Genomic DNA, 24,286 nt, shown 5'->3' with positions numbered 1-24,286 from the left:
GTATGTCAGAGATTCATATAAAATTAATTAGTTCAGACAATTGGCGAGACGCACTTGAACTATCCGTCCATGATGAACAACAGAAGTTTGTTGCCTCTATTCATCCTCCTGCAGCTATTGCACTTGCTAAAGCATATATACGACCAGATGGAAGAATGATAGAGCCATATGGGATTTACCATCAAAGTAAGATGGCAGGCTTTTTCAATTTGCATTACACACCAGGCAGTAAAGATGACTACTGGCTGTTTCATTTTTTTATAGATAAAAGATTTCAAAGAAACGGTTTGGGCTCAAAAACGTTAAATGAATTAATCAGACATATTAAAAATACCCATCCTTATTGTAATCGCCTAAACTTAACGGTACATCCTGAAAATGAAGCAGGAAGATCATTTTATTTAAAGTTTGGTTTTTCAGAAGACAATATTTTAACCTTTGATGAACCCACTTTTTCCATAAAGATATAACAAAAAGAAAAGGCACACGAATGAACTTGCGCATTCGTGTGCCTTTTCCTTAGTGATTTTATATTTCGTAGCTGAACTCACTTTCACGTCCCTACCTTTTTTTCTGCATCGTCGTCTGATTTTCTTTTTTTCCCGATCCACGGGAGGCGGACTCGTACGATTGTGATCTCCCGCTCTTCAAAGATGTTTCCTATTTTCGTAATGATGAAGGTTACCAGTGTGGCAAAGATGACCAGGGAATAGAATCCAGCTCCAATGCCGATGCCTACTCCCCCCACATAAAAAATCATCGCTGCTGAAGTGAGTCCTTTTACCCTCAACCCGTCCTTCAGGATCACGCCTGCCCCAAGGAATCCCAGGCCGGATACGATTTGAGCTGCAAGACGGAAAGGATCCATCATCTTACCGCTCCCCGGTTGACTGAGCATCTCGGCGCCTTCGATCGAGACAATCGTGATTAGGGTGCATGCCACTGATACATACGTGTAGGTTTTTAAACCAGCGGGCTTATTTTTGGATGTCCGGTCCCACCCGATGATGAACCCCAATATTGCGCTCACGACAATCCGGAAATAGATATCATGCTGCCAGAAAAATCTCGTTACTTCATCCATGTAATGATCCATGCCCTCTTCCTCCTTAAATGAAAAAAAGACCGCGCCACAAAACGAATACATGATTTCTCCACACTAGTGTGAAAAAAATCATACCATTCGCTTCACAGGGGATCTCTTTTACTCTTCCTATCAAGCTTCACCTTATTCCTTTCATCATACACCAATTCCTGTTTCATTTCAATGATATATCTAAAAATTCTAAATATACACTAAATTAAACCTAAATGCCCATTTCCTCTAGCTTGGGTACATTGTATGATGGATTTAAACAGTGAATATAGTGGGTAGAGATGAGGAGAGCCCTGTGTCAATCGTGTGTACGGTCATCGTACACCCCATTGCCATGGGGTTCTTTTCTTTTTTACATAAACAAGAAAAAAAGGAGGAAATGATGTTGAAAAACCACTCAATCACCCGGATAGCCGCTTTTCTTGCTTTGGCATTTACAGGACTGCTACTGCTTCAGGTCCACAACGCAAGTGCGAAAGAAACCAACCCGCCACTCATTATTACGGAGATCGTCACCAAATCGGCAGGATCAGGACAGCCCTATGAGTACGTCGAAATCTATAATACTACCTCTGAAGCCATCAACCTTCAAGACTATCAGCTTCAATACTTCACAAGTAACTTCTCAAGCCCTGCCAACCGCTGGCCCATCGAAGACAAAATCATCCAGCCGAAAGATTCACTCGTGCTTTGGTTAAAGAAATTGGCCTATCCTGATGTACCCCTATGGGACTTCAACTCCAACTATGAGATGTACCTCACGCCCGAGGATGTATACGAGATCAAGCTGACCTCAGCAGGTCAAGGATTGCATGACAGCAGTCTTCGACAGGTAGGAATTGCGGACGCAGACGGCACAGTCCTCAGTACCGCTCTCATCAATGATGGAGAAGTCGACGGCATCACGAACCGGAGCATCACGTATCAAGCCACCAGTTCTGCTGCGATGACAAAGATTAAAAACGATGAACAGCCGACTCCAGGCGTCGTTCTGACTGGACAGGTAGCTGGTCCCGCGACACCTGCAAACCTGATGGCAACTCCAGCCAACCAATCCGTTACCCTTGAGTGGGAAGCGACAGATGGTGCCATTTCCTATAAAGTCTACCAATCTGATGGATCGATCACTTCCACGGACGCTGCCACTTCAACCTTTACGGGGTTGGAGAATGGAAAGACCTATACGTTCAGGGTGACATCGGTGGACGCAGAAGGAAATGAATCCCCGGCAACCAAAGAAGTCCGGACCGTCCCACAGGAAATCGTGGACAGTGAAGCCCCAGCCACGCCTTCCGGATTGAAAGCAACTCTAGGTAAAGATCAAGTCAAGTTACTTTGGAGTGCCAATCCAGAAAGTGATCTTGCCGGTTACCGCGTCTACATCAATGGGACGCTTTACGGGACCGCCCCTTCTGACCAAAAGAGTATGGACGTATCCCCGCTTGAATTGAACAGGGAGTATTCTTTCAAAGTAACGGCAATCGATCAAGTCGGAAACGAATCGGAACCTACCAAACCACTCGTCACAGGACCTGCCGAAAACGTACCGACACCAAACCTGTTGATCACGGAATTGATTCCGAATACAGATAACTATGCAGGTTATGATGCGTTCGAATACTTCGAGCTCTATAACAACAGCCCGGACCCGATCGATTTGAAAGGATACCGGTTCGCGTCCTATAACTGGGATGAAGAAATCGGGGACACTCACATCGTGAAGCCTTGGGATACAGTGGTGATCTGGACTAGGAACACTGCCATCAGCCCTATCTCCCTTGAAGCTTTCAACTATAACTATTTTTATTCTTATCGTAGTAAGTATCTTCAGGAAGAAGATGTGATTATCCTGGATGATGTCGCCGGATTGGTGAACGGCGGCAATACTCTGACCGTTTACGATCCTGATGGTCGCGAAGTCGTACGGGCCGATTATTCAGGAGAGGACGTTTCCCTGAAACAAACCGTCACCTATTCTTATCCAAAGGATAATACCCGGACGATGGAAAAAGTAGCCGCGGGTCAAATTCCGATACCTGGATGGGTCATTGAAGATCAAGCACCGGATCGTCCTGTGTCAGATGAGGAAGCACCGCAAACACCAACTAACGTGAAAGCCACTGCCGGCAACGGAGAAGCCGTTTTAACCTGGGACGATTCCAGTGAAACCGATCTGTACCGTTATCACATTTACAAAGATGGAGAACTTGAATATTCCGTCGATCCATCCCAGACCGACTTTACTCTTTATACATTAGTGGGTAATCAAACGTACTCGTTACAGGTAAGCGCAGAGGATACATCAGGGAATGTGTCGGAGAAATCAGATCCTGTAACCGTCACACCGGATCACCAGCTCATCACCCAGGTTGAACGGTCCCAGCATGAGAAAGATCCCGCCTACCAGGACCTGTGGGATATCAGTACCGACGGCCCGGTGATCGCCGGACTATCACAAGGGCTCGTTCCTCAAGGACTGACCTACTATAAGAAAAAAGACTGGCTCCTTACCATCGGCTACGTCGATGACGGGATCCGCCCGGGTACCATTACCGTTACGGACCGCACAACGGGAGAACTAGTGAAATCCGTTGTCCTCTACAATACGGACGGTACACCTTATACCGGACACGCAGGCGGCGTGACCGTCAGTCGCGATCACGGCTGGGTCGCCTCAGAGAATCATTTATTCAGCTTCGATTTAAGCGACTTGGTCAATGCACCAAACAACGGGGAAATCCGGTTCACCAAACAGATCCCCATCCCCGTCGAAGCAGCATACACCGTCTACGATGAAGGCATCCTTTGGGTCGGGGAATTCTATGAAGCAAGCTCCTATCCGACCGATCCAACTCATCACATCGAGAACAGGGACGGAGAAATGCACTACGCATGGATGATCGGATACGATCTGGAACGAAACAACGACATGCTGAGTAAAGAGCAGTGGAATGGCTCACCTGACGTCAACGCCGTACCGGATTATGTCCTCTCCACAACAGGAAAAGTCCAGGGAGCCATCATGCAGAAGGCAGCCAGAAACGGCGTCACCCTCAGCACTTCCTATGGCAGGGCAAACGACAGTGTCCTGTATCGCTATGAATATCCATTGAAGGAAGATCCTCATACATTTGTCACAGTCGAAGGAAAACAAGTACCATTATGGTTCCTCGATGGTCACACGGCAAAGCCCCGCCAGAGTGTCGAAGCCATCCCGATGCCTGAGGGAATAGTGGAAATTCAGAAGGAACTCTACGTCGTATTTGAATCTGGTGCCAATAAGTACCGATATACGACAACGTATCCGATGGACCGGATGCTTAAGATTGATATGAAGAAGTTGATGAAGGATGATAAGGGGATTGAGTAGTATAAAGTCGTCATAGGAGAGAAGGATCTCAGCGAGTGAAAAAACCAGACCGAAATGGCTCTGGTTTTTTCTTATGCCGTTAAATCCCTGTTACTTGAATAACTTATACCAATATAAAGTGATTTCAATATTAGGATTATAGGACTGCTTCAATGTGTCAACTCCACCTAATATGAAGCCTTGTTTCACATAAAATCTGCATGCACCAAGATTATCATCCTGTGCTTCCAAGGACATTCCGATAAGTTCTCTTTGTTTAGACCACTCTTCTGCTTTATTTAAAAGCAGCTTTCCGACTCCACTGCCTCTATGATCTTTCTTCGTAGCTATGTTTTCAATATAGCAGAAGCGATTCCAATCCTTCTTTATTCTAATCTGTCCTATGCAAGTATTATTCAAATAAGCTAAAAACAGCGCTTTATCGTCTCGGTTTATATATTGGCTCCAATCAATTTTGTCATCTGGGAAACGAATATCTTTGGTTTCATCAAATAATTTCTCTTCAAAAGACCATTTTCCTGATTGCAAACTGGGTACAAGCTTACCAAACACTTTAAAAGAATCATTTGTTTTATTGATATCCTCTATTAAGTCATTAGTTAATGGAGAAATAATGAGTTTATCTTCACTACCCAATAGTACACACTTCCTTTTATGATGTTTGAAACTACATTAGTTAAGGAATTCTACCCTATCTTCCACCTGTCATCCAAAGTGATTATGAAAATACCAAACAATAAGAATCATACTAACAATTCCCCACACAGTGGCACTCGCTATCCACCAAATGATGGATATAGCCTTCACTGAGCTCTTCTCATCTTCCGAATTTGCATTTATGTAAGCGAGCTTATTTTCCATACTTGTTTTCATAGAAGTGAGCACAATAAAACCGATTATTATGAAACCAATAGTAATCCAGAGTAATAAGTCCACTTGGTATACCTCACTTTGTTTGGGAATTAGTTTTCTTACAATCTTCTTTATTTCAATATGCTGACAGCAAACGGAATATCCATTATTTACAATTTTATCACACAATTCCAACTAAGTGGCTCATCTCCTAAAGAACAGGTTGCGAATTTTCCAGTCATTTAGCACACTGATTCACACCTCGTTTTTTAGCTTTACAACAATTATTGTACGCTTGATCATTAAGATGCTATTTTGAATTGTTTAATCAAAATATTCGAATGTAAATATTAATAAAACAGGACTAATTCATATGTGAACTAGCCAGTAAAGCTACTATCATAAATGACTGTTTTCACAGTCCTCCCTCTATCAAAAAGCCCCATATGAAAAGTAAAAATCCCCCGAGAAGAATACCTGAAATGGAGATGATGAGTGTCTTCGGTTTTCCATTTTTCATCAACAAGGCAGTAATCAAAGCTAATACGATCCCAGTAATCAGTACGGTGGTATCTACATACCAACTAACTTTTCCTCTCATTAGGAAAAGTAGAATAAATGTAACTCCTATTATTCCGATGGGTACCCAACCTAGATACTTTCTCATGTTATCCCCCTAACAATACCTTCTGGATCAATTATGAGATCTTCCGCTTTTATTGAAAAATCACTAGAAATTTTTTTGTTGATTAATAGCAACCAGATACACCATAATCGAAAACAAAATGTTGGATGAAAAGGCTATTGCAGACAACAGATTTCCACCATTAAATATAAGCAAAAATGTGATCGCCGCTAATACACTAACGAATAAAGGATACGTTACGTTTAATCGCTTATAAAATTTGTAAAGAATCAACGCGAAAGCAATAACCAGTGACATCATTATTAATATTTGAAATATTAAAAGCGGAAAAAACTCCATAATCCCCCTCCTCCTTAAGTGTAATTTTACACTTAAAGGGTGATATTATCAATATGCGTATTCCATTATTTTCAAAAACTGATTATTGCTTTCTACTCTGTGTCGCAGCTCAATCTTAAAACAGTTGTTCTTTTTCATTAATACAATATATGCTAGAATATTATTAGAATTTTTTGAATAATAACATTCGTTGTTCCAGTAAAGAGCAGTTTAATGGCTATATTCATCACGTCCAGAGAAATGTTGACCAAGGGTTTATTAAAATGACTTAAATTGGAGGGAATAGAAATGGATGTAAGGACATTCTTGTTACAGCAATGGGCAAGCTGCTTAGATCAAGAAGACTGGTTTCCACCACTTGAAAAAGTTCTGGAGGATATCACCTTAGAACATGCCATGTGGAAACCAGCTGAAGGGGCACATTCCATTTGGGAATTAGTGTGTCATTTGCTTTTCTTTGAAAAAAGAATTCTGTTACGATTTCTTGGTGAAACAGCAAATGAACCACAGGCAGAAAATAATGACGCTACATATCAATTACCAACTGAAACATCTCAAAATTGGCAGAAAACAAAACAAGAATACTTTCATGTTCATCGTGAACTAGAAAAAATCCTAGCAACATCAGAACTAGAAGATTTGTATAGAGAAATCCCTGATGACAATCCATTAATGATTGAACTGAAGAGTTTAGCCATGCACGACGCCTATCATATTGGACAAATTGTATTCCTCAGTAAAATGCAGGGAGTTTGGGCGGCTAAACGCAGTTTTTAATGTAAACAAGAGACGTGCCTCACTCTACTTCAAAAGGGTTATAGCCAAAGAAAAATCCGAACGGTGATTCGAAATTCTTTAACGAAAATCGAATTCGTTCGGATTTTTTTATTGTTGATTGGAGTGCAGGAGGAAGAGTCCTTTTTCCGTGGAAAACGAAGTTCTGCACGGAATTGGGTAGCGCTATTAGAGGAAATCCCTGATTCTAATGAAGTTAAAACCCCAGGCATAAGGGTTCGGTGTTTTTCACCTTACTGTCCTTGCAATTTCAACCATCTCATCCTTGGTTAAAATAGAACTGTCCATTTGCAGATATGTCTCGCCTTGAATCCAAGTTAAAAGACCACCGTTCATTCTTTTTCCATTTAATTTCCTTCCACTGTTTGCCCATTCTTGATAATATGCTTCCGCACCATTTACATTTATTTTATCCCTGTTTGAAAACTCTTCTTCCAGTTGTCTAATCTCTTTTTCGGAAACCTTTCTTTCCTCAATCCCGAGCATTATATTTTCATCAGTTGAATCCATATAATGCAATCTAATGGTCCCCATATTTTCATCGTTATGTTCGTATGTTTTTATCTCCAAACTCCATTCTGAAGGAATTTTTTCCGGAATAAGGACTTGAAAGTCAACCTCTTTCTTTACTTCCTCTATAGTAATGCTTTCGTGGTTATACTCCATCTCTTTAGCCAAACCTATTGAGGAGGAAATCATACTGAAGAATAATAAGAGCATAAAAGTAGAAATAATCCTCATAAAAAAACACCTCCTCTTTACTCAAATATATTCACTATCATCTCCAATACTTCATATAAAATGACGAAAAAAAGCGATTGCTGATAGCAACCGCTTGATCTCTTTAACTCTAACAAGGCTTAGGTTAGTTCATCATAATATTTCTTTGGATTCGAAATTTGATTTGCCACAAAAAACGCTGCCTGGCTTTTAAACATTTCGATATAAGAATCGTAATCCATCGCCAATCCGTCTAACTCATCAATGCTTCCCTCGACACTGACTGTATCTGTAAGCAAATCTACAAGTACTGTCATATAGATGATCTCATTGTATAAAACAACACCGGTTACTTGTTTCTTTGTTAAATCGACCTTAGTAATTCTATCCTTCACGCCTGTTGATTTGAATACAGTATATCCGACGCTTACGTTCCTCTTCACTGCAAATACACCACTCTTTAAATGTTTATATGCTTAGAAATTCAAATCCCCTTCAAAGCATCCTTATACCGCTGATAATAAGCCTCCACATTATTCAACAACAACAACTCCGTATACAAATACACCTTCATATTAAAATCATTAAAATCAATCGCAGTCAGTTCCTGTATCTTTTTGATCCGATAATTCAACGTATTCGGATGGATGAACAGTTCATTCGCAGTCTGTTTCCCCTTCCCGTCATTCGCCAAATACACCTCAAGTGTCTTCAGGAGATCTGTCTGTTTCTTCACATCATTTTTGATCAATACCAACAGATCATCACTGTAATAATCCTTTGACGTGTTTTTCTCATAGAGCGTCGGCAAATACCTGTAAATACCTAAATGAGCAAATTCCCGTGGCATGGATTCAGGACGCGGGCTGATGAAGTTAGCTGTTTCAATGACTTCTGACGCTTCCAGGAAGCTTTTTCTCATTTGGTATAACGTGGTGTATTCCTTCCCGATCCCAATGAGGAAGTTGTAGAAATCTTCTTCTCCTGTTTGTTCTTTCACCTTTTTGACGAGGTCTCTCGCTAATTCTAGTGAAGAAGACGGTATATCTGATTTGCCGTAGAGAACGAGGATCACCTGGTATTCCGTTCGAAGTGAATAAATCTTTGTGTTGAAGCTGGTTTCCTGGACGAGCTTCTCCAGTTGGTCGAGCATAGGTTTATAATCCGACGATGCGATGGAGTACACCGCTACCGTGAATCGTTCCGGCAGGGTCAGCTTGACGAGGGATGCATCATGGCGGAGCTGGCTTTCACTTCCGTATTCGTGCTGCAGGAGATGCCACAGTACTTCTTCTTTTCTGTCCTTTTTGATATTGACCTTTGCGTACATATCATTGATCAGGTTTCCAAGATGTGCGGAGATCTCTTCAAGGAAACCGAGCTCTTCATTTTCCAGAAGACGGTTGGATTCCTGAACCCAGATGTATCCCATCGTGTTCCCCAGGTACTTTGCAGCAATGACGACACGCTGGTGGAACCCTAACTCTTCCATCGCCTGCACCCGGATCGGATCCGTATGTTTCTCGAGTTGGTGTACGATCCCTTCTTTTTTCAGTCGATCGATGATGAAGACCGGACATTTTTTCGTGAGGATCGTCTTTAGCTGAGTTTGATCGAATTTATTAGAAGAGGAACTGTATGAAATCAGTTCGAAATTTTTGTTTTCGATGATGACGGGATTGCCTAATTTTGAGCTGATCAATTCCGTCGCTTTATGAATATCTTCTGTTTGGAGGATTACATCAAGTGCTTCCATAGGAATCTTACCTTTCCACGAGTGATTGTGATTCCTATTATAGCGTTAAATCCCCCAATAAAAAAAGAAAAGCTCCCCCATGTCGGGAGAGCTTGTCGTGTTCGATTTATTCTTCATCCATAAATGGATACGTAATGTCTGTTGTTGGCGCGAAGTTTTCTTTGATGATACGAGGACTGGTCCAACGAATCATGTTGAAGACAGAACCTGCTTTATCGTTTGTACCTGAACCGCGTGAACCGCCGAATGGTTGTTGGTTGATCACAGCACCGGTTGGTTTATCATTGATATAGAAGTTTCCGGCTGCACCGGATAGGCGGCGTTCCAAGTGCATGATCGCTTCACGATCCTGTGCAAAGATTGCACCCGTTAATGCATACATGGAAGCTGTATCCACTGAAGTCAGTGTTTCTTCTAATTGATCGTTTTCATATACATAAATCGTTAAGACTGGTCCAAAGATTTCTTCGGTCATCGTTTTGAAGTTTGGATTCGTTGTCACGATGACAGTTGGTTGAATGAAGTATCCAACAGAATCATCGTACGTACCGCCGGCAATGATTTCAGCTTCTTCAGAATCAGCCGCGTAGTCGATGTAGCTTGTGATGGATTCAAAGGCAGGTTTGTCAATGACCGCACCCATGAAGTTCCTGAAGTCACGGACATCCCCTACTTTAAGCTTAGCTGTTTCTTCCACGACACCATTCTTCACTTCTTCCCACAGGCTTGCTGGGATGTAAGCACGTGAAGCAGCTGAACATTTTTGACCTTGGTATTCGAATGCACCACGAACAAGTGCAGCGACAACTTTGTCTGCTTGAGCTGTTTCGTGTGCGAAGACAAAGTCTTTACCGCCTGTTTCCCCAACTAGACGAGGATATGATTTGTAGTTAGTGATGTTTTCCCCTACTGTCTTCCAGATCGTCTGGAATACGCTTGTAGATCCAGTGAAGTGGAATCCGGACATGCGTGGATCTGTTAATACCACTTCGGAAACTTGAGAACCGCGTGAAGGAACAAAGTTGATAACACCCTTAGGCAGTCCAGCTTCTTCCAGGATACGCATGAAGTAGTAGTTTGATAGGATAGCCGTTGTGGCTGGTTTCCACACAACTACGTTCCCCATGATCGCAGGAGCTGACGGCAGGTTACCACCAATGGCTGTGAAGTTGAATGGAGAGATCGCTAGTACGAAACCGTCTAATGCACGGTACTCAAGGCGATTCCAAATGTTTTTCATGCTGTCCGGTTGCATTTGATAGATTTGGTTTGCATAGTCAACGCCAAATCGTAAGAAATCAGCTAATTCTTGTGCCGCATCAATTTCCGTTTGGATGGCTGTCTTTGATTGACCCAACATGGTAGCCGCATTGATGACGTCGCGATATGGACCAGAAATCAGGTCAGCCGCTTTTAAGAAGATGGATGCTCTGTGTTGCCATGGCATATTGGACCAAGAATCCTTTGCAGCCATTGCTGCTTCCACTGCATCGTGAAGCTCTTTTTCACCTGCTTGTGAATAGGTAGCCAATACATGTTTGTGATCGTGTGGCATGACGACTTGCTTCACTGTATCTGTCTTGATTTCCTCACCATTGATGATGACCGGGATCTCAACCTCTAGACCAGCTTGGCGCTCTAATTCAGCTTTTAACGTTTCTCTTTCTTTCGTACCTGGGGCATATGTATTACCAGGCTCATTTGTAGGTGTTGGGATGTTGTAAATTCCGTTACTCATTCTCTTCACATTCCTTTCTGATTACATTCTGTCTGGATGTTTTTTATAAAAAGTTTACTTGCTGAAAATTCCTTTAAGTGCAAATGCGATATTCGCCGGCCGTTCCGCCAGTCGTCGCATGAAATACCCGAACCAGTCCTCACCATATGGCAGGTAAATGCGGACGGTGTATCCCTTTTTCAATAAGTCGGACTGCAGTTGGTTCCGCATTCCGTAAAGCATTTGAAACTCAAATTTGTCATTCGGGATATTGTGTTCTTTCACTAATCCTATGGTGTAATCGATGATCGCTTCGTCATGGCTTGCGATCGCTGTATAATGGCCGTTCAAGAGCTGCTTCTTAATGAGATGTTTCAGATTCTCATCCACCTTTTTCTTCTCCTGGAACGCCACTTTACCCGATTCATTATATGCACCCTTCACAAGCCTCAAATAAGGGGAGAACTGATTGAGATCATCCACATCCTTGTCTGAAACATAAAGATAGGATTGAATCACCGTCCCCACATTGTCGTACTTTTGACGGAGCTTCTTGTAAACGTCTAGGATGGCATGGCACCTCGAGGAATCCTCCATATCGAGAGTGACTGTGATTCCGCTTTCATTTGCCTTTGACAGAATCAACTCCATGTTTTCCATGACAAGATCTTGACTAATATCCAATCCCAAGGAGGTCAGCTTAACAGAAATTTCAGTGTCCAGTCCATGATACGCGATGGCACTGATACTCTGAATACATCCTTGGACATTCTCCCGCACCACATCTGTGGAATCGACAAACTCACCAAGATGATCGACCGTTACCTGGAATCCCTCCCCGTTCAATTGCGTAATCAATGGAATCGCCTGTGCAAAGGTTTCTCCCCCCACAAGACTGTTAGCCCCAAATTTCGATCCCCACCGTTTAGCCATCTTATCCACTGCCTTATTGTGAGAAAGAAACATGAAAAAACGCTTACTGATTGCTTCCATGATTACAACACCTCCTTATAGTGACTGTTACCTCAAGAGCGAGATGATTAAACGAAGAAATGTAAATCTTAAGAAAATTATAACGGGAATAGTGGCTCGATAACAACGTGCTCGGGACACAAATATTTGTGGGTTGAGTTATGGTGGAAGCACAAAAGGGGGTGGTTGGAGAGGGAGTAATATGACATAACAACGACTATGTCATGTAGATTCGGTATTTTTTTCACTAAATTTAGTTGTAAAAGTTTCCATAAAGTGTATAATTACACTATACATATTTTTACAATCACAAAAACAGGGAGGAGTATCATGTCAGGCAAAAGGTATTCTTGGTTAAGCTATGCATCTATCGGATTGGGAACTTTGTTAATTTTTCACCCTTTATTAACGAAAATCTTCCCGAAATATTTTATGGGTTTACAGTACACAGGTATCTCATTAACGCTGCTATTCAGTGTTTTAGCTTTAAAGAAAAAGAATGAGAAGAAATCATTGGCTGTTATAGGGTTATCACTTGCCATGATTATGTTGGTGTTTGTTGGTGTCCTTCTGTATATCCCTTTTCATAAAGATAGTACAGTGTAAGAAAAACAGGACTTGTTGCATTCTATGGTTGGTATTGTGATACACACGCTATTATCGTATGGGGTGACTTACATGAATAAAAAACGGATTTTCAACATTACATTAGTACTTATTTTTACTTTTCTTCTAATATCGATCTACTCTTTTTTTAATGGTATTCCTTTCGGTAGTTATATAGCAAAAGCGAAAATCACTGATTACGTGAAGCAAGTATATGGCTTTAATGAAAGTGTCCCCAAACCTCAATTCAACTTAAAAAATTCATCTTATGAAGTACATCTACCTCAATTAGGAAACCAATTTTCCTATGACCTTTCGAATAATCTAATTACCGATGAGAAACTAGGAACTGAGATCAATGATACATTTCAAGGGGATTATAATAAGTTGAAAAATTCTTATTCAGAAAATATTGAGCTGCCCACTGCATTCTTGTTTAGCTCGGTTTTAGCTAATGGTGAATATTCCAAGAATATGTCCTTGTATCAAAAAATTTACCTATTAAGGATTATCAATCGCGAGACGATTTCTTCCGAAGACAGTTCTAAAATGCCTGCCATACTGACAAATGAAGTAATCGACAGGCTCGGTGAAAATTACAATATTACCTCTCTTCAAGTGATATACACTGATTTGAATGGGCAATATGAAATTACATTAGATGGCAAGAAACCTATTTCAGTCAAAACACTGGAAAAGAATACATCAAAAATGAATCAGATCGGAGAGGAAGATAAAGAATTAATCCGTGAATTAAATGAAAATTAATTGTGGAACATCTGATCTTTTAGACAAATCATGGACGATTTCGCCTCTACCATGTCCCCAAAAGTAGAGTAAAAACCGTCCCCGCTTTGCTACTTATAACTCTTTCTCCGACAACAATCCCTTAACCGACTCCAACACATAATCCGGCGTCCAAACCGTCCCCCTCAAATCCTCCACCGTGGTGATCCCGCTCAGCACAAGGGCCGTTCTCATCCCGGCTTCGATGCCCATCCGGATATCGGTCTCCAAACGATCACCGATCATGACGCATTCTTCCGGCTTCAATTGTAATAATTTCAGTGCTGCTTTAGTGGTCAGGATGGATGGCTTTCCAATCTGTACATCAATCTTTCTCCCGACAACGGCTTCCACCGCCCCGATCATCCCTGCACAGTCCGGTACATCACCCATCTCTACTGGACAGGTTCTGTCGGGATTGGTCGCAATCATCTTCGCGCCGAGCTTGATCGACTGGTAGGCAAAATTCAAATGGTCATAATGAAAATCCCGGTCCCAAGAAAGCACGACGATATCCACCTCGGAAGGCGTCATCCCTTCCCTGAATCCCGCAAGTGTCAGCTCATCCTTGATGGGCTGCTCCCCGATCACATACAATGTCGCTAGGGGATGATGTTCCTTTAAATAGTCAATCAGCGTAACCGTGGGATTCAATATATTTTCAAGACCTGCCTGAATATTAAATCCGTTCAACTTCTCCACATAGCGCTGACGTGATTCAATGGTCTTATTGGTCAAAAACAGCACTTTTTTTCCTTCTTTGAGAAGTGCATTGATGGTGGTGTCTGCCCCCTCTATCAATTGCTTACCGAGATACACGGTCCCATCCAAGTCAAAAATATACCCCTTTAGATTCTTCATCTGTATCCCCTCCATCATTAGAAAAGCGCAAGCGCCTTGTTCAGCCCTGACAAGCATTGGAGGGCCGACGGGTGAAGTCGTTCTTTGACTTCATTCGTCGGACCGAAATGTCTCGAGGGGCTAGGCGCTGGAGCTGGCCAATTCTCAAATTCAAGTTAATCTGTCTTATTTCAATAAAAAATTCCTTGAGCATGACGATTTCTCCAATTGAATAATTGGATTTTCGTCATACTCAAGGAATCTCCTCATCTTTATCCTTGTACCTATTCATTTACATATGCTGTGTCATCAAGTCTTCGCCTATGATGACCTTTGATGTCCCGAGCTTCTCCACCTCATCTTCATACGGTTCCCCTTCGGATAAGTGGACAAGAACGATTTTGCCGATTCTGTCCAAGTCATACTTTTCGACAATTTCACCAAGACTGCTGTGGTTCCCTGCCACTTTCCTCGCAGACGTCGCTTCATGGATTAACACATCTATATGGTCATACTCACCAATCCGTGCGTTGATTTCCGAATCGCTCGAATATACGAGTACCTGGCCGGCACATCGTACTTCAAGCCCGACTGTGGGAACAGAATGTAAGGCCTTAAAGCAGGAAAATGTCATTCCCCCTCCAGACAGAAGCCCCGTTTCCCGGTCGCCATCAAATGTCTCGACCTCAATCGCAAAGGCAATAGGCCATTGATCGGCTTCCATCGTATCGAGCCATTCCTGAAGCTTCCTTTCATTCCGCTCGTCACACAGAATCCTTAAAGGCTTCCTCCTGTCCTCAAGCCACATCCCCCATAGCAAGGATGGCAAGCCGTAAATGTGATCAATATGAAAATGGGTGAACACGACCGCATCAAGTTCCCTCAAATCCACCTGCAACTGCTTCAATTTCCTGCAAGGATTTCCGCTGACATCGACCAACACATGATACTCATCATTCGAGAAGCAGATGGAGGTATTGTCGCGTTCCGAACCGGGATACGCACTCCCCGTTCCTAAAAAATGAATGTCCATCAGATTCCCTCCTATTTAATTCCTGAGTGCATAAAGCTTGATACAAATTGTTTTTGAAAAAGGAAAAAGGCAATCACCAAAGGCATGATGACCATGACCGTCCCTGCAGCAACCATCCCCCACTGTGCCCCTGTTTCATAGGATTGTGCAAATAACGCAAGTCCGACGGTCAATGGGCGGGACTCCACGGAATCCGTAATGATCAACGGCCACATGAAGTTGCTCCAATGGTGACTCACCGAGACCAGGGCAAAGGCTATATAGGTCGGTTTCGCCGATGGGATATAGACATGCCACAGGGTTTGATACCATTTACATCCGTCCATTCTTGCCGCTTCATCAAGATCAAATGGAACCTGCTTGAATGTCTGGCGCATCAGGAAGACCCCGAACGCCGACGCCCAATACGGCATCATGACGGCAAGCTTGGTATTGACGAGTCCGAGCTGGCTGATGACCTGATAGTTTGGGAACAGCAGGATTTCAGGCTGAATCATCAGCTGCAGCAGGAACAGGATGAACAAGACATTCTTCCCGGTGAAGTTCACCCGGGCAAACGCATAGGCTGCAAGGGTAACCGTGACGATCTGGACGATCAACACGCCAAACACGATCACGAACGTATTGAAATAGTATTGCAGAAATGGTGCCGTCTCCCATGCCTGGATGTAGTTTTCAAACGTTGGCTTCGAGACCCAGAACGGAAAGCCTCCATTAATCACTTGATTCCCCGGAGAGAAAGAAGTGATGATCACCCAAAGCAGGGGGATGAATGAAAGAATCCCTAGAACAATAATGATGCCATAGTTCAATTTTTTCATCGTTGCTTCCCCTCCTAATAATGGATTTTCCGATCAAGGTATAGATAGTTGAAGGCGGTGATACCGAGCATGATGACAATCAGGATCACGGTCAGCACCGCGGCTTTGCCAAGATCCCAGTTCGTAAATGCCGCTTCGTAAATATGGTAGAGTAATAGGTTACTGGCATTATCCGGTCCACCTTTGGTCATTATGTACAGGTGGTCGACGTTTTTGAATGAATTCGTAATCGCCACGATCATGACGAATAGCGTCGTCGGCATCAGCAGCGGGAACGTGATGTGCCGGAACATCTGGAACGGTTTCGCCCCTTCCATCTCTGCCGCTTCATACACGTCCTGCGGTAAATTTTGCAAACCAGCCAGGTAAAAGATCATAAAGAAACCCGCGTCTTTCCAGATGATCATAACAATCATCGCAATCATGACAGTACCCGGATCCCCCAACCAGCTCGTATCCCCACGGCCGAACGTATGGAGAAAGTTATCGAGCAATCCATACTGTGGCGTGTAGATGAAAAGCCAAATATTCGCTACCGCAATGAGCGGAACAATCGTTGGATAGAAAAAGGAGGTACGGAGCAAAGCGCTTCCGGCCATTTTCTTATTCAGCCAGATGGCAAGATACATCGCCAGGAACAAACTCGTGGGCACAGTGCCGATCATGAAGAGGATGTTGTTCAGGATAACCTTCCTGAATATTTCATCTCCGAAGACTTCCTTATACTGCTCCACTCCAGAAAATTGGAGCCTCGTCATCGGACCGCTGTAGAAGCTTAACTGAATCGACTTGAGCGTCGGATAAAACGTAAACAATGTTAAAAAGATGAAAGAAGGTAACAGCAACCCGTAGGCGAACAGATTATTCCTTGCCCGGGAACTGAATTTTCTATGCTTCGTTGACATCGATCAGTCCCACCTTTCTTGTGAAAGGAGCCCAAGGTCAGCACACTGTCACTTGAGCTCCACTTCATTCAATACTTCACCTGATGACCTTTACTGAAATGGCTCCAACACTTCTTCTGCTTTCTTCTGTGCGTTGTCCAGCCCTTCATCAACAGGGCTTTGACCCGTTAAGATCGATTGAATGTGATCATTAAAGATTTTCTGCACTTCACCATTTTGATAGGTTGCCAGTTCACTTTCTGCATATTCAAGCTGCTCACGGGCAACCAGTGCAGGAGGGAACTCCTCTACATACTTCTTCAACACGTCTGTCTCATAAGCCGATTCGGTGGTGGCGACATAACCTGTATCGATGGACCACTGTGCTACACGCTCAGGTTCAGTCAGGAACTTCATGAACTTGACGGCCGCTTCTTTGTTTGCTTTTGGCAGGTCTTTGAACAAGTAGATATTCCCGCCTCCTGTAGGGGAACCGTATTGCTCGTTCGCCGGCAGGAATGACACACCGAAATCAAAGTCCGCATTGTTCTTCACATTCGTCAGGTTCCCCGTCGTATGGTACATCATCGCCGTTTTTCCACTCAGGAAGTCAGAAGGAACCGTCGCCCATTCAATGACACCCTCCGGCATGATTTTATGTTCTTTCCCAAGGGATAACCAGAAGTCCATTGCTTCTTTTGCATATGGAGCATTGAAATACACTTCTTTACCATCCTGGGACATGATATTTTTCTCTGTTTGAAGAGCCAGCGCCTGGAACATCCAGTACTGATAGCCGGTACTCGGAATCTCAAGACCCCACTGGTCCTTTCCGCCATTCTTCGTCAGCTTCTTCCCGTATTCCACGAGCTGATCCCAGTTTTCAGGTGGAGCTTCCGGATCAAGTCCGGCTTCTTTGAATGCGTCCTTGTTGTAGTAAAGAACGATCGTACTGCGCTGAAACGGCAAGCTGTACACTTTATCACCGATGGAAGAGTTCGCCATGAATCCATCATAGAAATCATCTAAATACTTTTCATCGAACATCGGCGTCAATTCCTCAATCAGGTCATTCTCAAGCAACGTAAAAAGGTCGATGGAGAATAATACGGCAAGCTCAGGTGAATTTCCTGCCTGGGCCGATGCCATCACCTGTGTCATCGTTTCAGCGTAACTGCCTCCGTATTTCGCATTCACCTTGATATCGGGATTCTCTTTCTCGAAATCCGCCACAAACCCATCCACAATCTTCGCTACATCCCCGCCAACCGCTACCGGGAACCAGAAATCAATTTCAGTCGTTTCGCCTCCAGCGGTATCACTGCTGCTGCATCCGGCAAACACAACCATCAACACTAAAACGAATGATAAAAGTCTGATCTTCATGTCATTTCCTCCCCTTTTTTTTCATAAAAAAACCCATGAACAATAAACTGCAGCACAAAAATGTGGCATGCATTTTATTGGTCACAGGGATTCTCCGCATCTCTACCCTTAGACTATAACCTGTCTAATATATATGTCTGATTATTCACAATAATACAACATTAACTAAAAGTTGGCAATGAAATTCTTGTTATTTACCTATCTTTTACAAAATAAAAAGCGGGAACTGATGATCAATTCCCACCCTGCATTTAGTCCTCTTTCTCCTCACTTTTCTTCCTGAGCTTCGGCAGACTCATCGCCTTGATCTCCCGTTCTTCAAAGAAGTTACCAATCCTCGTCATGATGAAGGTGACAAGTGTGGCGAAGATGACAATCGAATAAAACCCTGCTCCGATGCCGATTCCGATGCCCCCGACATAAAAAATCATCGCAGCCGACGTGAGTCCTTTCACCCGCAGTCCATCTTTCAGGATCACCCCTGCACCCAAGAACCCGAGCCCCGATACGATCTGGGCAGCGAGACGGAGGGGATCCATCATCTTCCCGCTATCCGGTTCACTGAGCATATCGGCTCCTTCAATCGAGACGATCGTGATCAACGTACACGCCACCGAAACGTACGTATAGGTTTTCAAACCGGCCGGCTTGTTCTTCGATGACCGGTCCCACCCGATGATGAACCCCAACACCGCACTTACAACGATACGGAAATAGATGTCATGCTGCCAGAAGAAGTCTGTAAATTCATTTATGTAGTGTGTCATGCTGGCATCCTCCTTAAACCAGAAAAGAGACCCCTCCCAAAGCGAATCTACCTATTATGAAAAAAATCATACCGTTCACTTTGTGGGTGTCCATTATAATTCGTTCGTTAAAATTTCTTTTTATCGTACACTAATTATTTTTTGATAGCAATGGTGTATTTAGTGGTGAGGATGTTCGTGAACTCCCTCTCGCCTCAAATCCAACAGTTATATTTCACCATATAGAACCAGCAGTAGGAAATTTGGCGAGTTAATAAGCGGAGATTTTCCGGCTATAGTCAGCTCGGACCTTGTTTTTGGGATAAATAACCGGAGGATTTCCGCTTATGTACAGAAAAGATCGAACATTTTTGTATTTCTGAGTAAATAGGCGGAATTATTCCGTCTATTTCAGCCTTTTTTAATAGAAAAAACTAATTAAGCGGAATTATTCCGTCTATTCATCAGCTCTGGTGTTTGGCCTGATCTCCCAATCGATAAGTACGACCCTTTTAAAATTCCCATCATAATCATTAAAGAACGTATACCCATCACACGTCAATTCTTCACCTGAAAACGGAACTCTTAAACTTATTCGAAAAAACTATTGATTCGATATCTCCACAAACGACTTCCCATTCTTCAATAAAAATTCAATCGTATACTCGTCATTACGAATTTGCTCTTTCGTTTCAGGTAATGCCAAATAGTCCTTTATTGCTTTTTTGATTTCGTCAATCTGCTCCTGGGGAAGTGGTTTATCCAGATCTGTTTTTATCCACACATAAGAGTGTCCATCCTTCACTTGATACGAAAGTCCGGCCAATTGATACATCGATTTCCCTGCCATGGCATCATAGATATCAGAAGAGATCATGGACCAACGATTATCCTGCTGACGATGGTTCAAGTTGAAAGTATCCACCTCGACATCTTTGACATCTAGATTCTGTTTTTCTATTTCTTTTTCAATGTCTGCAATGATTTCCTTTGATTCATCAATGTGGTCCGGCATATCGATGGTGACAATCGCTGAAGCACCGGTCCCCTTCATACCTGCTAACTCATACTCAGCTTCTTCAACATATCCATAGGAAGCGAATACTTCCTTCACAATCTCTCGTACTTGATCATATTTTTTGTTTAAGTCATCGCTCCCCTCACGAGTGGGAACTTCAGGAGCCTTGATAATCTTTAATTCGTAATCGTCATACCCATTTTCATATAAATAATTGGTGATCTTGGATTCAAGATCTTCCTTGGCTTGCTTTAATGTGGAATCCCCCAAATGAAGTGACACTTGAATTGTGAAGGGAGACGGTGTTGTCCCTACTGAACTAACTCTGTATCCTTGCTTTTCGACTAGTTTAAAAAGGTCAGAAGTCAAATTGGGGTTGGGTTCTCCGTCTGAAATCTGTGGAGTGATCGTAATAGGTAACACTTTCGCCACAATACTTGCCATCGTGGTTGAGTAGAACGGGGATGTGACAAGAAAGAGTATACATGCTGCCGCAATCCAGATATATTTTTTAAAATGGATCTTCTTCTTTTCATTTGTGCTCTGCATTATTTTACTTCGAAGCTGCTCTTTTGATCCGTCTGTTACCTTTAGCTGTTCTTCCAACTCTTTAAATGGATCGGTTGATTTCATTGATGACCCCTCCTCTCGTCAATACCTTCTCCAGTTCTACCAGCGCTCTGCTTAGCGTCATTTTCACCTTACTCTCTGACCAGTTCAACACATGGGCTGTTTCTGCTGTTGAAAATTCTTTCAACTTTCTTAGGATGATGACATGTTTGTACGTTGACTTTAATTGTTGAATCGCTCTGTATAATCCTTCAGATTCTTCATTCATCTCGACGATTTGTTCAGGTAACGGCTTGCCGTCTTTCTCCTCCATTGTTAGGCCCAGGTAGTGTTTCAGCGGGTGCTTCTTTCGAAAATAATCAATCGTCACATTATGTGCAATGGAAAATAGCCATGTTTTCACAGATGAATTCTGTTTGAATTGCTGTTTGCTTCTATAGGCTTTCAGAAAGGTCTCCTGTGTTAAATCCTCTGCCTGTTGATAGTCCCGTACCATTAGAAGTATGTATGTGAGGATCGATTCTCCATATTGGGTAAACCATTCACTTAATTCTTGTTGATCCAAAACTGTTCCCCCTTCCCTCCTACACTTAGACGCATATGGAAATCGATTGGTCACGTTTGAAATGAATTTTTCAAAAAAAAAAGCATTAACCCCTGGTTGGGATAATGCTGATAACATCACTAAATTAAGACCCCAATATCGGCAGCACCGTCGAATCCTTAATCTCCCTCAACGCAAGACTCGTCTGAATCTTCGTGATCCCCATCTCATTCAACCTTCTGATAAAGAGCTCCAGTCCCTTACGATCCTTGCAGGCGACTTTCAGTAGATAATCATATTCCCCAGTCAAACAATGACATTCCAGGACTTCCTCCATCGATTCCAGTGTCCCTTCTAAGGCAGTCAGCTTTTCCGTTCTGTGTTCATTCGTGCTCATAAACACGAAGCATAGTAGATCAAACCCCAGTTTTTCGTGATTTAGAATGGCTACCTGCTTCTTGATATACCCTTCCGTCTCCAAGCGCTTGATGCGTGAGTGTACGGCCGGTGCCGATAAACTGACCCGCTTCGATAATTCCAGATTACTCAGCTGCCCATCCTTTTGCAGCAAATCCAATAGCTGAAGATCCATTTGATCCAATACCCTGCTTACAACTGATTCCATGCTTCTACCACCCTTTTCAATTGTTCCAAATACCACTGATAAAACGAGGTATAAATGAATTTTTATAATCTGATAATCTATCATACTTTAAATTATTTCAATTAATCCTCATTATACAATATGTTCTTTTGCAAATCTGATAAAATGTTAAAATTATTCTTATAGCAAATGTCATTGTGCACAGTGGCTCTTCGAAATGGAGCTGAATGACGTGAAATATCATTATCTATTGTTACTGACCAGCCTTCTTTGGGGAGGCAATTTCATCGTGGGGAAAACGCTTGTGGAGCATGGATCCCCGGGAACGTTGACGATATTAAGATGGGCCATCGCCATTATCTGCCTCTTCCCGATGGTCTGGTGGAAGGAAAAGAAGCTCGTTCCACCCGTACAATCGATTCTTCCATTATGTTTAATGGGGCTGACAGGGGTGGCACTCTTTCAGGCACTTCAATTCATGGCGTTGGAAAAAACCTCTGCCACCAATGTTGGCTTGATTTCCACGTTAAATATGTTTTCGATTGCCGGAATCTCGTTTATTTTTCTGAAGGAAAAGATGAATGCCTTTCAACTCTCTTCTATGTTCCTGTCACTCTTTGGCGTGTTCCTTGTCCTGTCAAAGGGCCACTTGGAGATGATTGGTTCCCTGCAATTCAATGAAGGGGATCTGTATATGCTCGCTGCCGTTGTGATGTGGGGATTCTATTCCGTTTGCAGCAAGTGGGCGATGAAGAGCGTCACACCGATGATGTCGATCCTTTATTCAGGGATATTCGGAATTCTTATCCTGCTGCCTTTCAATCTTCATGATTTCCACGTGACCAATGTCGATGCTTCCTTCGTGCAGTCGATCTTGTATACCGGTGTGATTTCCACGGTGGTTTGCATGGTGCTTTGGAATGTGGGAGTAAATAAGCTCGGACCGAGTACGTCGGGGTTGTTCCTGAACTTCAATCCAGTCTTCACGGCTTTGTTGGCGTTTGTCTTTTTGGGAGAGAAGATGAATGGTCTTCAAGCTACTGGAAGTGCGATTGTTTTGGCGGGGTGTGTGTTGTTTTCGGTATTGAAGACAAAGCCTAAAATGTTCAAGGAAGTTCCATCAGGTATGCTGTCCAATGAGCCTGTGAAGACTTCATAAAGAAAATAAAAATGCTTGGAGACAGATGCTCCAAGCATTTTTTAGCAATTTCTACATACACATAAGCGGACATATTCCGCTTATTGAGGAATTCTGCACATAATATCGAGTAACAGACGGAAAAATTCCGCCTATTCACTTTAAAAGCTTTAAAATGGACCATCTTGACTGGCCATAAACGGAAAAATTCCGTTTATTCCCCCTTAACATAGCCCTATTTTGCACGATAACAGGAAAAACTCCGTTTATTACTCAGTGAACACTCAAAATGAAGGATGAATTTTCTGCCTCTCAACACAAACCCGCTATTAGGCGATTGACTGCTTCCTCACATACAACACACTATACCCACCATCCTCTTCCTCCATCGAAATGCCGCGCCAGCCTTCCTCCAATAACGACTGCTGGCCCACAACGTCCCCCATGGGAACTCTGGCAATCTCGGAAATCTCTCCCCCACTGCCCTCTCCATCAAGACGCTTAATGAACACATATCGCAATTGATCGACATACTTGATCTTAAGGGCCGCAATCTCCATTCCCTGTTTGAACTTATCTTTTAAACTGGGAATATTAAAAGGAGCGACGGTGCACGCCACATAGGTAAACCTTTGATCCAGCTCCCCCAGTTCCTGCATGATCAAATGAGCCAGTGTTTGCTGTAACCGGTTGCCTCTGTAATCCGGGTGTACGTTCGAAATTTCCTGATAGATGACCTGCGGCAGTTCCTGTGCCTCGAGTCCAACATCCAGCCCCAGATGCTCTTCATCAATAGGGGGGACTAACAAAGCGCGGAATGCGATTAATCCCTTCTCTGTAAAGGCGCCGATCATCAGCCCGTTCCCCGTTAAAATATAGTCTAATTCCTCATACGTCAGTGGCTGTAAGTTCTTTTTTTCCGTCAAGGTCTCCACCACAAGCTCCTGCAGCTGCTGTAATTGGCTCATATCCTCTTTAGTTAACAATCGGACGATGTATGATTCATTGTTTTTATCAAGAAATCCTTCAAATAGATGATCCATGATT

25 protein-coding genes are annotated in these 24,286 nt (G+C 42.9%); 6 read left to right on the top strand and 19 right to left on the bottom strand.

Annotated features, from left to right (window positions below; genetic code table 11):
• Positions 1-2: 2 nt before the first annotated feature.
• Complete coding sequence (locus ATG71_RS09855; protein ID WP_098439440.1) at positions 3-470, top strand: GNAT family N-acetyltransferase; 468 nt, start codon at positions 3-5, stop codon at positions 468-470.
• 83 nt (positions 471-553) lie between these two features.
• Here the strand turns inward: ATG71_RS09855 and ATG71_RS09850 are convergent, their stop codons facing one another.
• Positions 554-1,084 carry an MgtC/SapB family protein gene (locus ATG71_RS09850; RefSeq protein WP_098441782.1) on the bottom strand — a complete coding sequence of 177 codons (531 nt, stop codon included), beginning with the start codon at positions 1,082-1,084 and terminating at the stop codon, positions 554-556.
• Between the two features lie 307 nt (positions 1,085-1,391).
• Here ATG71_RS09850 and ATG71_RS09845 point away from each other — a divergent pair, with 307 nt between their 5' ends.
• Entirely contained in the window at positions 1,392-4,466 is a 3,075-nt protein-coding gene (locus ATG71_RS09845; protein ID WP_098439439.1) for a lamin tail domain-containing protein, read from the top strand.
• Between the two features lie 90 nt (positions 4,467-4,556).
• Here the strand turns inward: ATG71_RS09845 and ATG71_RS09840 are convergent, their stop codons facing one another.
• The 3 genes from ATG71_RS09840 to ATG71_RS09830 all read right to left on the bottom strand — a co-directional run bounded on the left by ATG71_RS09840 (position 4,557) and on the right by ATG71_RS09830 (position 5,985).
• The gene (locus tag ATG71_RS09840) at positions 4,557-5,102 is read right to left on the bottom strand and encodes a GNAT family N-acetyltransferase (RefSeq protein WP_098439438.1); all 546 of its coding nucleotides are present in this window, start codon (positions 5,100-5,102) and stop codon (positions 4,557-4,559) included.
• Between the two features lie 69 nt (positions 5,103-5,171).
• Positions 5,172-5,402 (bottom strand): hypothetical protein, encoded by a 231-nt coding sequence (locus ATG71_RS23715; RefSeq protein ID WP_098441781.1) that lies wholly within the window; start codon positions 5,400-5,402, stop codon positions 5,172-5,174.
• A gap of 331 nt (positions 5,403-5,733) precedes the next feature.
• Positions 5,734-5,985: a hypothetical protein gene (locus ATG71_RS09830; protein WP_098439437.1), complete on the bottom strand. Its 252-nt coding sequence runs from the start codon at positions 5,983-5,985 to the stop codon at positions 5,734-5,736.
• A gap of 606 nt (positions 5,986-6,591) precedes the next feature.
• On the opposite strand from ATG71_RS09830, the gene ATG71_RS09820 reads away from it, so the two are divergent.
• Positions 6,592-7,080 (top strand): DinB family protein, encoded by a 489-nt coding sequence (locus tag ATG71_RS09820; protein ID WP_098439435.1) that lies wholly within the window; start codon positions 6,592-6,594, stop codon positions 7,078-7,080.
• A gap of 246 nt (positions 7,081-7,326) precedes the next feature.
• On the opposite strand, the gene ATG71_RS09815 is transcribed toward ATG71_RS09820, so the two are convergent.
• From ATG71_RS09815 to ATG71_RS09795, 5 genes are all read right to left on the bottom strand, one after another.
• Positions 7,327-7,839, bottom strand: a complete 513-nt coding sequence (locus ATG71_RS09815; protein WP_098439434.1) for a DUF4367 domain-containing protein — start codon at positions 7,837-7,839, stop codon at positions 7,327-7,329.
• A gap of 119 nt (positions 7,840-7,958) precedes the next feature.
• Entirely contained in the window at positions 7,959-8,261 is a 303-nt protein-coding gene (locus tag ATG71_RS09810) for a hypothetical protein (RefSeq protein ID WP_098439433.1), read from the bottom strand.
• Between the two features lie 41 nt (positions 8,262-8,302).
• Positions 8,303-9,574: a PucR family transcriptional regulator gene (locus ATG71_RS09805; RefSeq protein WP_098439432.1), complete on the bottom strand. Its 1,272-nt coding sequence runs from the start codon at positions 9,572-9,574 to the stop codon at positions 8,303-8,305.
• Between the two features lie 106 nt (positions 9,575-9,680).
• Positions 9,681-11,312 (bottom strand): L-glutamate gamma-semialdehyde dehydrogenase, encoded by a 1,632-nt coding sequence (gene pruA / locus ATG71_RS09800; RefSeq protein ID WP_098439431.1) that lies wholly within the window; start codon positions 11,310-11,312, stop codon positions 9,681-9,683.
• 54 nt (positions 11,313-11,366) lie between these two features.
• Positions 11,367-12,284, bottom strand: a complete 918-nt coding sequence (locus ATG71_RS09795; RefSeq protein ID WP_098439430.1) for a proline dehydrogenase family protein — start codon at positions 12,282-12,284, stop codon at positions 11,367-11,369.
• Positions 12,285-12,593: 309 nt separating this feature from the next.
• On the opposite strand from ATG71_RS09795, the gene ATG71_RS09790 reads away from it, so the two are divergent.
• Both ATG71_RS09790 and ATG71_RS09785 read left to right on the top strand, forming a co-directional pair.
• Entirely contained in the window at positions 12,594-12,869 is a 276-nt protein-coding gene (locus ATG71_RS09790) for a hypothetical protein (RefSeq protein ID WP_098439429.1), read from the top strand.
• A 72-nt stretch (positions 12,870-12,941) separates the two neighbouring features.
• Positions 12,942-13,637: a YfjL-like protein gene (locus tag ATG71_RS09785; protein WP_098439428.1), complete on the top strand. Its 696-nt coding sequence runs from the start codon at positions 12,942-12,944 to the stop codon at positions 13,635-13,637.
• A gap of 93 nt (positions 13,638-13,730) precedes the next feature.
• Here ATG71_RS09785 and ATG71_RS09780 read toward each other — a convergent pair whose 3' ends face one another.
• The 9 genes from ATG71_RS09780 to ATG71_RS09740 form a co-directional block, all read right to left on the bottom strand.
• Positions 13,731-14,516: an HAD-IIA family hydrolase gene (locus ATG71_RS09780; protein WP_098439427.1), complete on the bottom strand. Its 786-nt coding sequence runs from the start codon at positions 14,514-14,516 to the stop codon at positions 13,731-13,733.
• A gap of 271 nt (positions 14,517-14,787) precedes the next feature.
• Positions 14,788-15,528, bottom strand: coding sequence for an MBL fold metallo-hydrolase (locus ATG71_RS09775; RefSeq protein WP_098439426.1), 741 nt, complete (start codon positions 15,526-15,528; stop codon positions 14,788-14,790).
• An 11-nt stretch (positions 15,529-15,539) separates the two neighbouring features.
• A complete protein-coding gene (locus ATG71_RS09770; protein ID WP_098439425.1) occupies positions 15,540-16,349 on the bottom strand; it encodes a carbohydrate ABC transporter permease in 810 nt (269 codons plus the stop codon).
• Positions 16,350-16,363: 14 nt separating this feature from the next.
• Positions 16,364-17,254: a carbohydrate ABC transporter permease gene (locus tag ATG71_RS09765; RefSeq protein ID WP_098439424.1), complete on the bottom strand. Its 891-nt coding sequence runs from the start codon at positions 17,252-17,254 to the stop codon at positions 16,364-16,366.
• A 90-nt stretch (positions 17,255-17,344) separates the two neighbouring features.
• Positions 17,345-18,619: an ABC transporter substrate-binding protein gene (locus ATG71_RS09760; RefSeq protein ID WP_098439423.1), complete on the bottom strand. Its 1,275-nt coding sequence runs from the start codon at positions 18,617-18,619 to the stop codon at positions 17,345-17,347.
• Between the two features lie 251 nt (positions 18,620-18,870).
• Positions 18,871-19,386 (bottom strand): MgtC/SapB family protein, encoded by a 516-nt coding sequence (locus tag ATG71_RS09755; protein ID WP_098439422.1) that lies wholly within the window; start codon positions 19,384-19,386, stop codon positions 18,871-18,873.
• A 583-nt stretch (positions 19,387-19,969) separates the two neighbouring features.
• Positions 19,970-21,016, bottom strand: coding sequence for a DUF4030 domain-containing protein (locus ATG71_RS09750; RefSeq protein WP_098439421.1), 1,047 nt, complete (start codon positions 21,014-21,016; stop codon positions 19,970-19,972).
• Positions 20,994-21,518, bottom strand: coding sequence for an RNA polymerase sigma factor (locus ATG71_RS09745; protein ID WP_098439420.1), 525 nt, complete (start codon positions 21,516-21,518; stop codon positions 20,994-20,996). The genes ATG71_RS09750 and ATG71_RS09745 overlap by 23 nt, the downstream gene beginning before the upstream one ends.
• A gap of 124 nt (positions 21,519-21,642) precedes the next feature.
• The gene (locus tag ATG71_RS09740) at positions 21,643-22,122 is read right to left on the bottom strand and encodes an Lrp/AsnC family transcriptional regulator (protein WP_098439419.1); all 480 of its coding nucleotides are present in this window, start codon (positions 22,120-22,122) and stop codon (positions 21,643-21,645) included.
• 211 nt (positions 22,123-22,333) lie between these two features.
• On the opposite strand from ATG71_RS09740, the gene ATG71_RS09735 reads away from it, so the two are divergent.
• Entirely contained in the window at positions 22,334-23,260 is a 927-nt protein-coding gene (locus ATG71_RS09735; protein WP_098441780.1) for a DMT family transporter, read from the top strand.
• A gap of 308 nt (positions 23,261-23,568) precedes the next feature.
• Here ATG71_RS09735 and ATG71_RS09730 read toward each other — a convergent pair whose 3' ends face one another.
• Positions 23,569-24,282 carry an N-acetyltransferase gene (locus tag ATG71_RS09730; RefSeq protein WP_098439418.1) on the bottom strand — a complete coding sequence of 238 codons (714 nt, stop codon included), beginning with the start codon at positions 24,280-24,282 and terminating at the stop codon, positions 23,569-23,571.
• Positions 24,283-24,286: the final 4 nt, after the last annotated feature.

Origin of the sequence: Bacillus sp. es.034, assembly GCF_002563655.1 — a bacterium.
In the GTDB taxonomy this organism is placed as follows: domain Bacteria; phylum Bacillota; class Bacilli; order Bacillales; family Bacillaceae_B; genus Rossellomorea.
The sequence above is the reverse complement of the archived record's forward strand: the minus strand, read 5'-3'. Positions and strand labels throughout refer to the sequence as shown.